Source organism: Rothia sp. HMSC073B08 (genome assembly GCF_001812975.1).
GTDB lineage: Bacteria > Actinomycetota > Actinomycetes > Actinomycetales > Micrococcaceae > Rothia > Rothia mucilaginosa.
In genome coordinates this window covers 91,217-104,104 of the sequence record NZ_KV811050.1, presented here as the reverse complement: position 1 = coordinate 104,104, position 12,888 = coordinate 91,217, and the positions used below count along the sequence as shown (strand labels likewise).

Sequence of the window (12,888 nt, the reverse complement as noted above, 5' to 3'; positions counted from 1 at the left end):
CCTCACCCCGTTTGCTGTGCCCGTGATTTTCTGCACCGATTTTCTGCGCCCACCGTTGATCCGGGTGTGTGTGGGGTGGGGGACTTGCACGCCGTTAAACATCTTAGATATACTGAATCTCTACCGTGTTTGAATGGCACCGCGGCGTCAAGGTATGTCGAGGAAAACTTTCAGAAGACGGTGGGCTTTTTGATAAAAGCATAGGGGGATGATCGGTTTCGACGATGTGAGTTGAGATGGGTGAAGCGTGCCGAGGATGCAGGGTTATCTCGTTAACGCCCTCTGCAAAAAATTAAGTGCAGAATCTAAGCGCACTGACTTCGCACTCGCTGCCTAAGCGCGAGTTGCCGTCTGTCGGCCTGAGCATGCCTTTGGCTCAGTTACCGGCATCGACTTAAAAGGCCACTGCTGCTAGCCCTTGTTGCGGGGGTTAGCGGGACTTTTACGTGACTAGGTTCGTCGGTATATGTGTTTATGCAAGTACCGGAGCCGAAAAGTAGCGTTCGCATAAACTGCGCACGGAGAAGCCCCGTTGACGCCACATCGGACCGGGGTTCGATTCCCCGCATCTCCACGATCTCCCAACCGTCCGCTATCCCGTATGGGGTGCGGCGGTGATTATCGGTTCCAATCCAGAGGAAGAACCGCGGTAGGTTTCTACCACCCGGCAGGACGCCTTACGGCGTCACCTGCCGGGTATTTTTATGCCCAATTGGTCGGTCCTGTATTGCCGGTCTGTTCTGGGGTGTGCTGGCGTGCTCGTGGGTTGGGCGTCAAAAGTTTTGGGCTAACGTCAAAAAGTATGGGCTGGCGTCGAAAGGTTTAGATGGGCAACATCTTCATCCGCACTGACCCTGCCAGGAACATCAAACCCGACAAATAAAAATCCATCGAGAAGATCGACGGCGTGGTGGCCACCATCATGGGCCTCGAACGCGCGATTAGATGCGGCAGTGGACCCACCACTGAGAGTGTGTATGACAGAAGAGGCATATTTTTCATGTAATGTAAATTTGCGTGTTACGTCTGGCGAGACTCTCTGATAGACTGCTGAGTAGCAACGTAAGATACGTCACTATGTGACGTGGGAATGCAACCACAACCGCAATTTCTGCTTGGAATTGGGGGCTAGCTGCTTCCACGATTGCAAGAGCTTTAGGGCCAGCATTTGTTGGTGGTTTTGGAAAAGCCCTTGGAGGTCCGGCAGTAATTGCCGCTGCGCTAGCTGTTGCAGCAGTGTCCTGCACTCTCACTCTTTAACCTGGGAGAGGTCCAATGCGTACGAAGAATATATTTACACTAGGATTTTTTCTCACTATTGTTCCGGTGTTCTGGGTGATTATCTCATTTGCCAGAGACGGGGAGTTCTTTAATCCAGTATCAATTCTAAGTGCAATTTTAGGAGGTCTTTTGGTCACTTTTGCAGCCAGAAGGACGCTTGAGAGTGATTCAAAGTTCCCTAAGGGACCCCCTAAAGGACCTAGTGTGTAAAACATCGCTTAGAAGTTTCTAAGTGGTCAACGAGATGTGGTAGCAGTTTTAAAACTGCTGCCACATCTTGCTGTATATAAAGGTAATATATGAGTCTTTTATCTTGGTTTGGTCTTAAAACACCTGCTCCATCAGCACCACAGAACACCTGGTCTTTGACGAACACCGCGTTCCCCGCATCTCCACGATCTCCCAGCCTTCCGCTATCCCGTATGGGGTGCGGCGGTGATTATCGGTTCCAATCCAGAGGAAGAACCGCGGTAGGTTTCTACCACCCGGCAGGACGCCCCACGGCGTCACCTGCCGGGTATTTTGTCTGTATTGTCGGTCTGTTTTGGGGTGTACCGGCGTGTCCGAGGGTGCTCAGGTGACCGCATTGTAATGAGAACGTCATCAGAGAAGACGAAAACGCACCCTATGGCGTAGTATCGAAGGGTAAATATCGTTGTTCGGCGTTGATTGTTCATTCAATCTCACCGGCAACATTCGAGAGCAACCACAGAGCCACCAAACGAGCCACAGAATAGCCGGTCATAGGGACGCCACCGCTACGACGCGGTAGCTACATACCCGCTATGACGACCACTCAAGGACACACCATGGAAAACCAGATTCCCGCCCCCTCCTTCCCGGAGCAGAACAACGCAAACTCCCCGCAGCCGGTACCTGCTGGCGTAGCACCCGGCGCTCCCCTCGGCGCAGCACCCGCACCCGCCCTGGGCGTGGCACCCGCTAACGTGCGCGACCGCGACGACAGCTACCAGCGCATCCCGGACATCTACCGGGTGCCGGCTGAGCACCGCCGCCCCTACGGCGAGACCACCGGTGATTTCCGCGGCCCCGGCTACTTCTACTCCATCGGCGCGTTCGGCGCTTCCCTGGGCGCCCTGGCGCTGACCCTCTACGCGTGGGTTCAGGTAGCGGCACTCCACTCTGAAGCAACGCTCAACTCCCGCGGCTATAGCTCCTCTGCGTATAGCTCCGGTCTGAGCCCCAACATCATGGTGATTGCTCTGCTGCTCGTGGGCCTGATCCCGGTCGGCGTGTCTATCTGGCTTGCCATCTACTCGGCGAAGGTGAACGCCGGTCACACCACCAAGTACACCTCGAAGATGACGACCTTCAACATTCTGGCGTACATCATCTCGGGTCTGAGCCTGCTGGGTCTGCTCGGCACCCTCACCATGCTGTCCTAAAACTGACAACGCTTGCTCTCATAGCGATACATAGCGAGGCGGCGGCTTTCCACTTACCGGAAAGCCGCCGCCTCGCTATATTGCTACCGCGACCGGGGGAGGGGCTAGGGGCGGAGACAGTCTAGGAACGGGGCGCGAGCGCCTCCAGCACCTGCTGCTGAACTGCCGCCGTATTACTTGCCACCAGGGACACCGGCTGCACGCCGGAGACCGAAACGCCCGCGTGCTCGGGCAAATCGCCCTCCAAGGTGGAGGCGACGCCGCCAGCCTCACGGATCAGCGGCAGTAGCGCCGCCACCTCGTAGAACGACAGGGACGGATCCACGAGGGTATCCACGGCACCCTCAGCGAGCATACACGCCGCCCAGAACGAGCCGTACGCGCGGGAACGACCCACTAAACCCAGAAGCTGTACAAGCTCGCCAGAGCGGTCCACAGCGCCTTCAGAGGCAGCCTTCCAGGAGGCGAGGTCGGTGTACGCGGCAGACAGCTGATCCAGCTGAGTCAGCGAAGACACCTCAAGACGAGTAGCCTGCGCCAAGGACTTACCCGTGTACGCGCCCGAACCGCGAGCAGCCCACCACCGACGACCCAGCGCGGGCGCAGACACCACACCCACTACCGGCTCGCCTTGATCCAGCAGAGCAATCAGAGTCGCCCACACCGGCACGCCGCGGCGAAAATTATCCAGCTCAGCAATCGGCGCAATCACCCACTGGCGCGACGCCTGACCGTTATAGCCGGCATGCTCACCGGTAATACCGTCACGAGTACGCACACGCGACAGCTGCGCGCGCAGAAGCTCCTCAACCTCCTGAGCCACACCCGAGGCGTAATCGGCAGGCTCCTGCACCGGCGTTTCCTGCGGTTCTGCCGGCTGCTGAGTAGCCTGCTGCCACGGCGCCAACGGTGCCGCGGCGGGTGCCGCCTCCGCGGGCTCTAGTGCCTCGGATGTGGGGGAGAAGACCGGGCGGTCACGAAAACGCATAGCGCTCACACGATCGACGCTATCGGCAAGGATATGCGCAAGACGCAAATCGTCGGTGTACTGCTGGGGACGGCTCATAGTAATGCTCTTCTTCAGTATCGGTGATGTAGTCAGCAAAAATGTGTGTGAGGGAGGGGGGCAGAGCACCCTGCAGAGAACCCTAGACGAGAGCGCCCAGTTCCTTCTCCGAATCGCCCTCTTCAGGAGTCAACAGCAGCAGCTTACGCAACGACTCCAGACGGGCGGGACCGCTCTCACCGGCGTGACCGGCGGCAACGTACGCCTCCAGACCGCACTCGGGAGCCTGCGCCGCGTGAGTACACGCCTTCGGGCAGTCCGCCGCGCCGGGTGCCAGATCCACGAACGCCTCCACAACGGTCTCCGGCGGCACATGCGCCAGACCGAAAGAACGAATACCCGGAGTATCAATAATCCAGGTGCCCGGCTCCATCGGGTCGCCGTTCGCATTCACCGGACGCAACGCCAACGCCGACGAGGAAGTATGGCGGCCACGGCCCGTCACCGCGTTCACATGACCGGTCGCACGCTCGGAGCCGGTCAGCGCATTCACCAGGGTCGACTTGCCCACACCCGAGTGGCCCAGAAGCACCGACACCTGACCCAGCAGCTCCTGCAGAAGCTCCTGAACCGGTGCCGACTCCAAACCGGCAGCGCCCTCCTGGCTCGGCGCCAAACCATCCGAAGACGAAGACAGCACAATCTTCAAACCGCTCGCCGCATAGTAATCCAGCAGGTTCTGCGGGTACCGCACATCGGTCTTGGTAATGCACAGGATCGGCTCAATCCCGGCATCAAACGCCGCCACCACGGCACGGTCAATGAAGCCGGTGCGCGGCTCCGGGTTCGCCGCAGCAACCACAATCACCAGCTGCTGAGCATTCGCCACGACCACGCGCTCCGACGGGTCGGTGTCATCGGCGCTACGGCGCAGAATCGAGGTGCGCTCGCCCAGACGCACAATGCGCGCCAGCGTATCCTTCGCGCCGGAGGTGTCACCCACCAGGTCCACAAAGTCGCCGGTCACAATCGCGGTGCGGCGCAGCTCCTTAGCGCGCGCCGCAATGAGGGTACGCTCCTTCTCGGTACCCTCATCCACGACGACCGACCAGCGGCCGCGGTCCACCGTAATGACCCTGCCACGAATCGCTTCTTTGAAGGTCGGGCGGTCCTTCGTGCGGGGGCGGGAGCCCTTCTTATTGGGGCGCACGCGCACATCCGACTCATCCCATTCAGAGAAATCGCGCACGTTCATGCGGGAAGAACCCATTTAGAAGACCTCCTGGTCAGCGGTAGCATCAGCGGTGGAGGCGCCGGCCTGCCACTGCGCCAGCATGTCCTCCCACATTGCCGTAAATTCGGGCATGGTCTTCGCGACGGTGGCAACGTTCTGCACCACCACATTGCCGCGGCGCAGACCAATAATCGCCGCGAAGGTCGCCATGCGGTGATCGTCGTAGGTGCGCGCCAGAACCTGCGCAGCCTCAGTATCAGCGGGGATGGGCGCCTCAATCACCAGCGAATCGGCGGTGTCGTGGGCGGCACCTCCCAGACGGTTAATCTCGGCGGCAAGCGCGGCGAGGCGGTCCGTCTCATGACCGCGCAGATGCGCAATACCGGTCAGCTCAACGCGACCCTTCACGAAGGCGCAGGCAGCTGCCATGGTCGGCGCCAGCTCGCCACCGGCAGACAGATCAAAGGAGAAATCACCCTCGGGAAGCTCACGGGGACCGGTCACGGTCAGACGACCCTCAGCGTAGCGAACCTGCGCGCCCAGCGCGGGCAGAAGCTCACGCCACATGTCGCCCACCTGGGTCGTGCCCGGCGAAGAATCAGCTGCGGGGGCGGGCCAGTGAGGAATAGTTACAGACTCGCCGGTCACCACCGCGGCGGCAAGGAACGGGCCGGCATTCGACAGGTCCGGCTCAATGGTCATTTCAAAGCCGGGGAAGGAACCGGGGTGAACCGTCCAGCGGTACTCGCTGCCCTCTGCTTCGTTGCCTTGGGTTGGGTAGTGTTCCTGCACCCGGATACCCATCTGGCGCAGCGCCTCAACGGTCATCTGAATGTGCGGGATGGACGGCACCGAAGAGCCCTCGTGCACCAGCACCATGCCCTGCGGCAGACGAGGCGCCATCAGCAGCAGAGCCGAAACGAACTGGGAAGACGTCGAAGCATCAATACGAACCACGGGCGCCTCAGAAACACCCTCAGCGGAAGCCAGACCGGGGGAGCGCAGCACGAAGGGCAGAGCATTCTCGCCCTGCTCACAATCCACCTGTACGCCCAGCTGACGCAGACCCTCCAGAACCGGACCCATCGGACGCTGACGGGCGTGTGGGTCACCGTCAAAAGCGAACTCGCCCGGCAGCAGCGCCGCCAGGGCGGGCACAAAGCGCATCACGGTACCGGCAAGACCGCACTCAATCGACACAGCATGCGGCTGTGCCTGCGTAAAGTCGAGGGGAATGACCTTCACATCCGGACCGAACGGCGAATCGGTCGGCACCAGCTCAATACCCGCACCCAGCTGACGCAGCGCCTCAATCATCAGCGCCGAATCGCGCGAATGTAGCGGCGCACGCAAATACGACGGCGAATTAGCCAGAGCGGCAAGCAACAGATAGCGGTTCGTGAGCGACTTAGAACCCGGAATATGCACCAGCGCGTTCTTGCCAGCGGCTTCGCTGGAGGCGGGTGCCAGGGGAGCGGGCCAATCACCGGGGGAAAGCTGCACTGCTGCGTCGCTCATACATCCTCTTCTAGGTCGAATCATGGGGAGGCGCAGGCTGTGGTGCGCTGCGCCGGTTGATGTCTACCCCTATTCTACCGGTTGAGGGTTTGCGAACCTCCGAGCGCTCTAGCGGTGAGATAGGCGAAAGAACCCGGAACCACACAGCGGATCCTGCAAACAAACTGCACCCAAGAAAACGCGAAGGCGGCACACCGTCATTGGTGCACCGCCTTCATACGTACAGGAGCATTATGAGTTCGCGTTACTTAGAGATTCGCCTCGGCGCAGAACTTCTGCACATCCTGCAACAGGCGAGCCTTCAACTGCTCGGGTGCCTGCTGCGCACACGAAGAACGCATCTTCTCACGCACCATCAGTTCAAAGTCCTTCACATCCGCGCACTCGGGGCAGGCATTCAGATGCTCCTGAATCGTGCGCAGCTGCTCGGGGCTCAGCTCCCTATCGAGGAATTCGTAGAGGTGCTTGAGGGTCGCAGAGCAGGGCTGACCGCCGCAATCCTCTAGAGGCTCGGAAGCCGCGGTGGCTTCGGGGGCAGAAGAATTCTTGTCTGTGCTTGACATCGGGGTTCCTTTCACACGGAAGGTATAAAGCGTTAGGGGAGAGCTACCTCGACCGCATCGGGTCCAGCTCACGTATAGAAGAGCGAAGCTAAGAAGCCGCAGGTGCCTCGGAGCCAGAGCCCGCCGGCGGGGACTTTACGCCCTTGGCTGCCTTAGTGCCCCTGGTTGCCTTTGTTGGCTGCGCCTTAGCGCTCGCCTTCGCCGCAATTTTCGCCTCAGCCTTCGCTTCTACCTTCGCGATAGTCGAAGGGCGCAGACCGTTCTCACGCGCATAATCAAGCAGCTTCTCACGCAGAATACGGCGGCCACGATGCAGACGAGACATCACCGTGCCCAGCGGAATATCCAGAATCTCCGCAATATCCTTGTACGCGAACCCCTCCACATCGGAGTAGTACACCACCATGCGGAAATCCTCAGAGAGCTCGTTCAGAGCCTCACGAACCTCCGTATTCGGCAGGGCACTCAGCGCCTCCGCCTCGGCAGAACGCAGACCCACCGCATCATGCTCACCGGCCTGAGCCAGCTGCCAATCCTCCACCGTCTCACCCTGAGACTGCTTCGGCTCACGCTGACGCTTACGGTACAAATTGATGTACGTATTCGTCAGGATGCGGTACAGCCACGCCTTCAGGTTCGTACCCTCGGTGAACTGGTGGTACGAAGCAAAAGCCTTCATGTAGGTTTCCTGCACCAAGTCTTCAGCATCGGCAGAGTTGCGGCTCATCCGCAGGGCAGCAGCGTAGAGCTGATCCACATACTGCATAGCGTCCGCGGTAAAGCGTTCGCGTAGCTCGCGGGTATCCGCCGCGGTGTTGGTTTCAGCCATGTTTCTCCTCTACAGGAACGCGCCAGGCGTTCACTTCCATAACGTAGAATTCTTCTCTTTATTCCGCAGAACGCGCACAAACATCTGCGGGTAAAGCAAAACCCCGGGTCCGAATAATATCCGAAACGCCGGGGTTTTAAAGTGTATGCAAGATACCTTATGCGTTGGGGCGCTTACCGTGGTTTGCGCCGCCCTTACGACGGTCCTTGCGCTTACGACCGCGCTTGCTCATCAGAGCCTCCTTATAGTGTTCATGGATGCACGCCCCACCTTCGGCGGTGCGCGCTCCCTATTACCTGCCCTAGCAGAGGCGGTCACCGAAAAACGGTGGCCCACGCTATAAGGGCAACGCCGTCTATTTTTTCATAGAAACGGCATGATTGCATCTTGGAACCGGGATATGAGCTAAAAAACACGAACTTTCTTCGCCTCAACTCACAACCCCAGCCGGGGGAGCAGGCTCTTAGCCGTGCTCAGGAATGTTCAGCCAGTTGTACCAGCCTCGGTGCAGAACCAGCCACGCCATCAGACCGTAACCGGACTGACCCGGGCGGCCGTCATTAGCGGCAAGGTCGTTGCGCCACTGCTCGTGGTGAAGCAGCGGGTTGAAGGTATCCACGTACACGTGGTTACGGCGGGTCACCACATCCGCGTACGCCGCCGACAGGTCAGCGATACGGCGGTTACGCTCAGCGTCCAGGGTCGGCGGCGGACCAACAACCAGAACCTTAATGTTGTTCTGCGACGCCATGTCCACAATGTTCGCCAGGTTCAAACGCGAACGAGCGCTGGTCAGACCCAAATCAATGTCAAAGGTCGACGGAGCAATAATGAGGCGGTTATCAGCACCGGGAACGAAGCGGCGACGCGCCTCCTCGAACCAGCGTGCATTCAGCTGCTCGCTACCTTCATTGGGGGCGGCAAGGTTATATGCCGCAATGGATGCGGTGGTCTGCGGGGTGCGCGCCATAACACGGCCAAACCAGCCGAGGGTACGGGGATCGCCAACACCGGCGAGCAGGTCATCGCCGACTGCCACAATTCGAATATTGCGTTGCTCCACGGAATTCTTTCTTCTGCAGTATGCGCCCGCCGTGAGAGGCGGCAAGGCACGTGAGTAATAGTCTTCATATCTAGGATAAGCGCTTACCGGCCTCTTTTCGAACTTAATACCCTATCCGGTAAGCATCCGAGACTAAAAAACCCGTCTGCCCGCCAGAAACATCTGACGGGAAGACGGGTTTTGAAGAGCTAAAACCTTAGCGGTTTAGCAGTAGAAGACCTTAGCCTTCGAAGACCTGCTTGAGCAGAGCCTCAGCCTCAGCTGCGTGCAGCTTACCGGTACCAGCAGCCGGGGAAGCAGCTGCGGAGCGGGAAGCCAGGCGCATACGGCGGTCAATCAGCGGCTGCAGGTTGAGAGCCATGAACGGCCACTGACCCTGGTTAGCAGGCTCGTCCTGAGCCCACACAACGTCGGTAGCGTTCGAGTACAGAGCCAGCTGCTCCTTGATCTCCTGCTCGGGCAGCGGGTACAGCTGCTCCACCGAGACAATAGCGGTCTTGGTGTCGCCGCGGCGCTCGCGCTCAGCTTCCAGATCGTAGTAGAGACGACCGGATACGAAGACCACACGCTCAACCTGAGCCGGGTTAATACCCGAACGGTCACCAATCACCGGCTGGAACGAACCCTCGGTGAAGTCCTCGATGGAGGACGCAGCAGCCTTCAGACGCAGCAGCTGCTTGGGGCTGATCACCACGAGCGGCTTGTACGGACGGTGCTGAGAGTGGCGACGCAGCAGGTGGAAGTGCGAAGCCGGAGTCGAGGGGCAGGCAACAGTCATGTTGTTCTCAGCGCACAGCTGCAGGTAACGCTCAACACGAGCCGAGGAGTGGTCAGGACCCTGACCCTCGTAGCCGTGAGGAAGCAGCATAACCAGCGAGGAGCGCTGGCCCCACTTCTGCTCGGAGGAAGACACGAACTCATCAATGATGGTCTGAGCGCCGTTTGCGAAGTCACCGAACTGAGCCTCCCACACCACGAGCGAGTCGGGGCGCTCCACCGAGTAGCCGTACTCGAAGCCGAGAACGCCGTACTCAGAGAGGAAGGAGTTGTAGATACGGAACTTGCCCTGGTCCTCAGAGAGGTGCTCCAGCGGCGACCACTCTTCATCAGTGATGTGGTCGTGCAGAACAGCGTGACGCTGAACGAAGGTACCGCGCTGAACATCCTGACCGCTCATACGAACGTCGGTGCCCTCCATCAGCAGCGAACCGAAGGCGAGCAGTTCACCCATACCCCAGTTCACGTTGCCGGTGCGGCCCATCTCAACGCGCTGCTCCATGAGCTTCTTCAGCTTCTTGTGGACGGTGAAGCCCTCGGGCTCCTTACCGAACGCATCAGCGATGTGCTGCAGAGTCTCACGGGAAATTGCAGTCTTACCGCCGTGAACGACCTCGGTGTTCTGCTGGGATGCGGGCAGTTCCAGACCGGAAACGTGCGCGCCAGCAGGAGCCGGTGCCGAAGACTGAGTCTCGACGAAGATAGCGTCCAGCTTCGAGTGGTAGGAGTCCAGAACTTCGTCTGCCTCTTCCTGAGAGACATCGCCGCGACCGACCAGGTCCTGTGCATACAGGGTGCGGGTCGAGGGCAGGACGTCAATATCCTGGTACATCTTCGGCTGGGTCATCGACGGATCGTCAGCCTCGTTGTGACCGCGGCGGCGGTAGCAAATCAGGTCAATGACAACGTCGCGACCGAAGCGCTCACGGTACTCGAATGCCAGGCGTGCGGCGCGAACCACTGCGTCCGGGTCATCAGCGTTGACGTGGAAGACCGGAGCCTTAGTCATACGCGCAATGTCGGTAGCGTGGGTTGCGGTGCGGCCGTCGTTCGGCAGGGTGGTGAAGCCAATCTGGTTGTTCACCACAACGTGCACGGTGCCGCCGGTGGTGTACGCCTTCAGGTCAGCCATCTGCAGGGTCTCCATGACGATACCCTGGCCAGCGAACGCTGCGTCACCGTGAATCAGGATCGGCAGGACCGGGTGGCCCTCAACGCCCTGCTCGCGGTAGACGTCCTGCTTAGCGCGGACGATACCCTCGAGCACGGTGTTTGCAGCCTCAAGGTGCGAGGGGTTAGCAGCCACGTAAACCTGGGTCTGCTTACCGGAATCGGAGGTGAAGACACCCTCGGTACCGAGGTGGTACTTCACGTCACCGGAGCCACCCTCGTAAGGTGCTGCGGTGCCGGAGAACTCACGGAAAATCTGAGCGTAGGACTTACCAGCAATGTTGGTCAGCACGTTCAGGCGACCGCGGTGTGCCATACCAATGGCAACGCCCTTCAGGTCGTTGTTAGCGGCCTTGTCCAGAACAGCGTCCAGCAGCGGAATCAGGGACTCGCCGCCTTCCAGGGAGAAACGCTTCTGACCCAGGTACTTGGTCTGCAGGAAGTTCTCGAATGCCTCAGCCTCAACCAGCTTGGAGAGAACACGCAGCTGCTCCTCGCGGGTGGGCTTAGCAACACCGCGCTCCAGGCGCTCCTGGAACCATGCGCGAACCTCGGGGTCCTCAGAGTACATGTACTCAACGGACAGGGAACCGGAGTATGCCTCGTGCAGGCGCTCCAGGATGGTGCGCAGCGGCAGACGCTCGGAACCGCCGAAGCCACCGGTCGGGTAGACGCGGTCCAGATCCCACAGGGTCAGGCCGTAGTTCTCCAGCTTCAGGTCCGGGTGCGAACGCATCTTGTAACCAACGGGGTTGGTTGCTGCGGTCAGGTGGCCGTGCACGCGGTAAGCGTGAATGAGCTGCTGGATACGTGCAACCTTGGAAATTTCCTGAGCGTCATCGACGTGGTTGTCGCGTGCCCAACGAACCGGCTCGAAGGGAACCTTCAGGTCGCGGAAGATTGCGTCGTAGAAGTCGTCGCCGCCGAGCAGGTAGTGCTCAACCAGCTTCAGGAACTCACCGGAACCTGCACCCTGAATGACGCGGTGGTCGTAGGTGCTGGTCAGGGTGATGATCTTGGACAGGCCCTGCTGGGTGATGAGCTTCTCGGACAGGCCGCGGAACTCAGCCGGGTACTCCAGCGCACCCACACCGATGATGGCTGCCTGGCCCTTGGAGAGACGGGGCACCGAGTGGACGGTACCAATACCACCGGGGTTGGTCAGCGAAACAGTGGTGCCGCGGAAGTCCTCAATGGTCAGCGCGCCGTTACGGCCACGCTTAACGATGTCGTTGTATGCATCCCAGAACTCGCGGAAGCTCAGCTTCTCAGCACCCTTGAGGTTCGGAACGACCAGGTTACGGGAACCATCGGGGCGGGGCAGGTCAATAGCCAGACCAAAGTTCACGTGCGCGTTGTGGATCGCAACGGGCTTGCCCTTCTCATCCACACCGTAGGTCACGTTCATCGAAGGCATCGCTGCCACAGCGCGAATTACTGCGTAACCAATCAGGTGGGTGAAGGAGACCTTGCCGCCGCGGGTGCTTGCCAGGTACTTGTTGATGGCAGCACGGTTCTCAATGAGCAGCTTTGCGGGGACCGCACGAACGGTGGTTGCGGTGGGGACAGTCAGCGACTCTTCCATGGTCGTGACGACTGCCTTAGCAGGGCCGCGGAGGGGGACAATCTTGTCTTCAGCAGGTTCCACAGGTTCAGCCTTCTTGGTAGCAGCGGGAGGGGTGGGGTTAGCAGGCGCAGCCGCAGGCTTCGGTGCCGCGGGGGCGGGAGTTGCTACAGGTGCGGCAGGTGCAGCCGGTGCGGCGGGTGCCACAGCAGGAGCTGCACTAGCGGTACCGGCGCCTCCCAGCGCCTTGTCGATGGTCTCAAAAATGGGCCACCATGAAGGGTCCACGAGGTTCTTGTCCTTCTGGTAACGCTCGTACTGTTCTTCAACGAACCATTCGTTACCGGCAAATTCCTCAGGCACCAGATGTTCTGGCAGATTTGGCACGTTAAACGCCTCTTCCAATTAGTGTGAATTTATCCGTCGCGTCCGGGACTCTCCCCGGCATAGACGACCCGCGTCTTCGAGGGGCGAATC

Annotated in this window: 9 protein-coding genes and 1 other RNA gene; 2 read left to right on the top strand and 8 right to left on the bottom strand. The window is 59.8% G+C overall.

The genetic code is table 11. From position 1 onward, the window contains the following. The first annotated feature begins 204 nt into the window (after window positions 1-204). Together ssrA and HMPREF2884_RS01470 are read left to right on the top strand one after the other, a co-directional pair. Window positions 205-577, top strand: a transfer-messenger RNA (tmRNA) gene (gene ssrA, locus HMPREF2884_RS01475). A gap of 1,513 nt (window positions 578-2,090) precedes the next feature. Then, window positions 2,091-2,687, top strand: a complete 597-nt coding sequence (locus HMPREF2884_RS01470) for a hypothetical protein (RefSeq protein ID WP_070614994.1) — start codon at window positions 2,091-2,093, stop codon at window positions 2,685-2,687. Window positions 2,688-2,808: 121 nt separating this feature from the next. On the opposite strand, the gene HMPREF2884_RS01465 is transcribed toward HMPREF2884_RS01470, so the two are convergent. The 8 genes from HMPREF2884_RS01465 to HMPREF2884_RS01430 form a co-directional block, all read right to left on the bottom strand. Further along, entirely contained in the window at window positions 2,809-3,753 is a 945-nt protein-coding gene (locus tag HMPREF2884_RS01465) for an inositol monophosphatase family protein (protein ID WP_070614985.1), read from the bottom strand. An 82-nt stretch (window positions 3,754-3,835) separates the two neighbouring features. Further along, window positions 3,836-4,963, bottom strand: a complete 1,128-nt coding sequence (gene rsgA / locus HMPREF2884_RS01460; RefSeq protein WP_012903240.1) for a ribosome small subunit-dependent GTPase A — start codon at window positions 4,961-4,963, stop codon at window positions 3,836-3,838. Continuing rightward, window positions 4,964-6,445, bottom strand: a complete 1,482-nt coding sequence (aroA, locus tag HMPREF2884_RS01455) for a 3-phosphoshikimate 1-carboxyvinyltransferase (RefSeq protein WP_070614983.1) — start codon at window positions 6,443-6,445, stop codon at window positions 4,964-4,966. It lies immediately after the preceding gene. A 248-nt stretch (window positions 6,446-6,693) separates the two neighbouring features. Next, on the bottom strand, window positions 6,694-7,008 hold the full coding sequence (gene rsrA / locus HMPREF2884_RS01450) for a mycothiol system anti-sigma-R factor (protein WP_070614981.1): 315 nt from the start codon (window positions 7,006-7,008) through the stop codon (window positions 6,694-6,696). Between the two features lie 88 nt (window positions 7,009-7,096). Beyond that, the gene (locus HMPREF2884_RS01445) at window positions 7,097-7,837 is read right to left on the bottom strand and encodes a sigma-70 family RNA polymerase sigma factor (protein WP_070614979.1); all 741 of its coding nucleotides are present in this window, start codon (window positions 7,835-7,837) and stop codon (window positions 7,097-7,099) included. A gap of 157 nt (window positions 7,838-7,994) precedes the next feature. Further along, a complete protein-coding gene (locus tag HMPREF2884_RS09490) occupies window positions 7,995-8,069 on the bottom strand; it encodes a 50S ribosomal protein bL37 (protein ID WP_095343185.1) in 75 nt (24 codons plus the stop codon). A 231-nt stretch (window positions 8,070-8,300) separates the two neighbouring features. Then, a complete protein-coding gene (locus tag HMPREF2884_RS01435) occupies window positions 8,301-8,900 on the bottom strand; it encodes a GDSL-type esterase/lipase family protein (RefSeq protein WP_005505446.1) in 600 nt (199 codons plus the stop codon). Between the two features lie 220 nt (window positions 8,901-9,120). Further along, window positions 9,121-12,798: a multifunctional oxoglutarate decarboxylase/oxoglutarate dehydrogenase thiamine pyrophosphate-binding subunit/dihydrolipoyllysine-residue succinyltransferase subunit gene (locus HMPREF2884_RS01430; protein WP_070615067.1), complete on the bottom strand. Its 3,678-nt coding sequence runs from the start codon at window positions 12,796-12,798 to the stop codon at window positions 9,121-9,123. Window positions 12,799-12,888: the final 90 nt, after the last annotated feature.

Coding starts and splice junctions, on each gene's coding strand:
- HMPREF2884_RS01470 (WP_070614994.1), top strand. CDS start 2,091: ATGGAAAACCAGATTCCCGCCCCCTCCTTCCCGGAGCAGAACAACGCA.
- HMPREF2884_RS01465 (WP_070614985.1), bottom strand. CDS start 3,753: ATGAGCCGTCCCCAGCAGTACACCGACGATTTGCGTCTTGCGCATATC.
- rsgA (WP_012903240.1), bottom strand. CDS start 4,963: ATGGGTTCTTCCCGCATGAACGTGCGCGATTTCTCTGAATGGGATGAG.
- aroA (WP_070614983.1), bottom strand. CDS start 6,445: ATGAGCGACGCAGCAGTGCAGCTTTCCCCCGGTGATTGGCCCGCTCCC.
- rsrA (WP_070614981.1), bottom strand. CDS start 7,008: ATGTCAAGCACAGACAAGAATTCTTCTGCCCCCGAAGCCACCGCGGCT.
- HMPREF2884_RS01445 (WP_070614979.1), bottom strand. CDS start 7,837: ATGGCTGAAACCAACACCGCGGCGGATACCCGCGAGCTACGCGAACGC.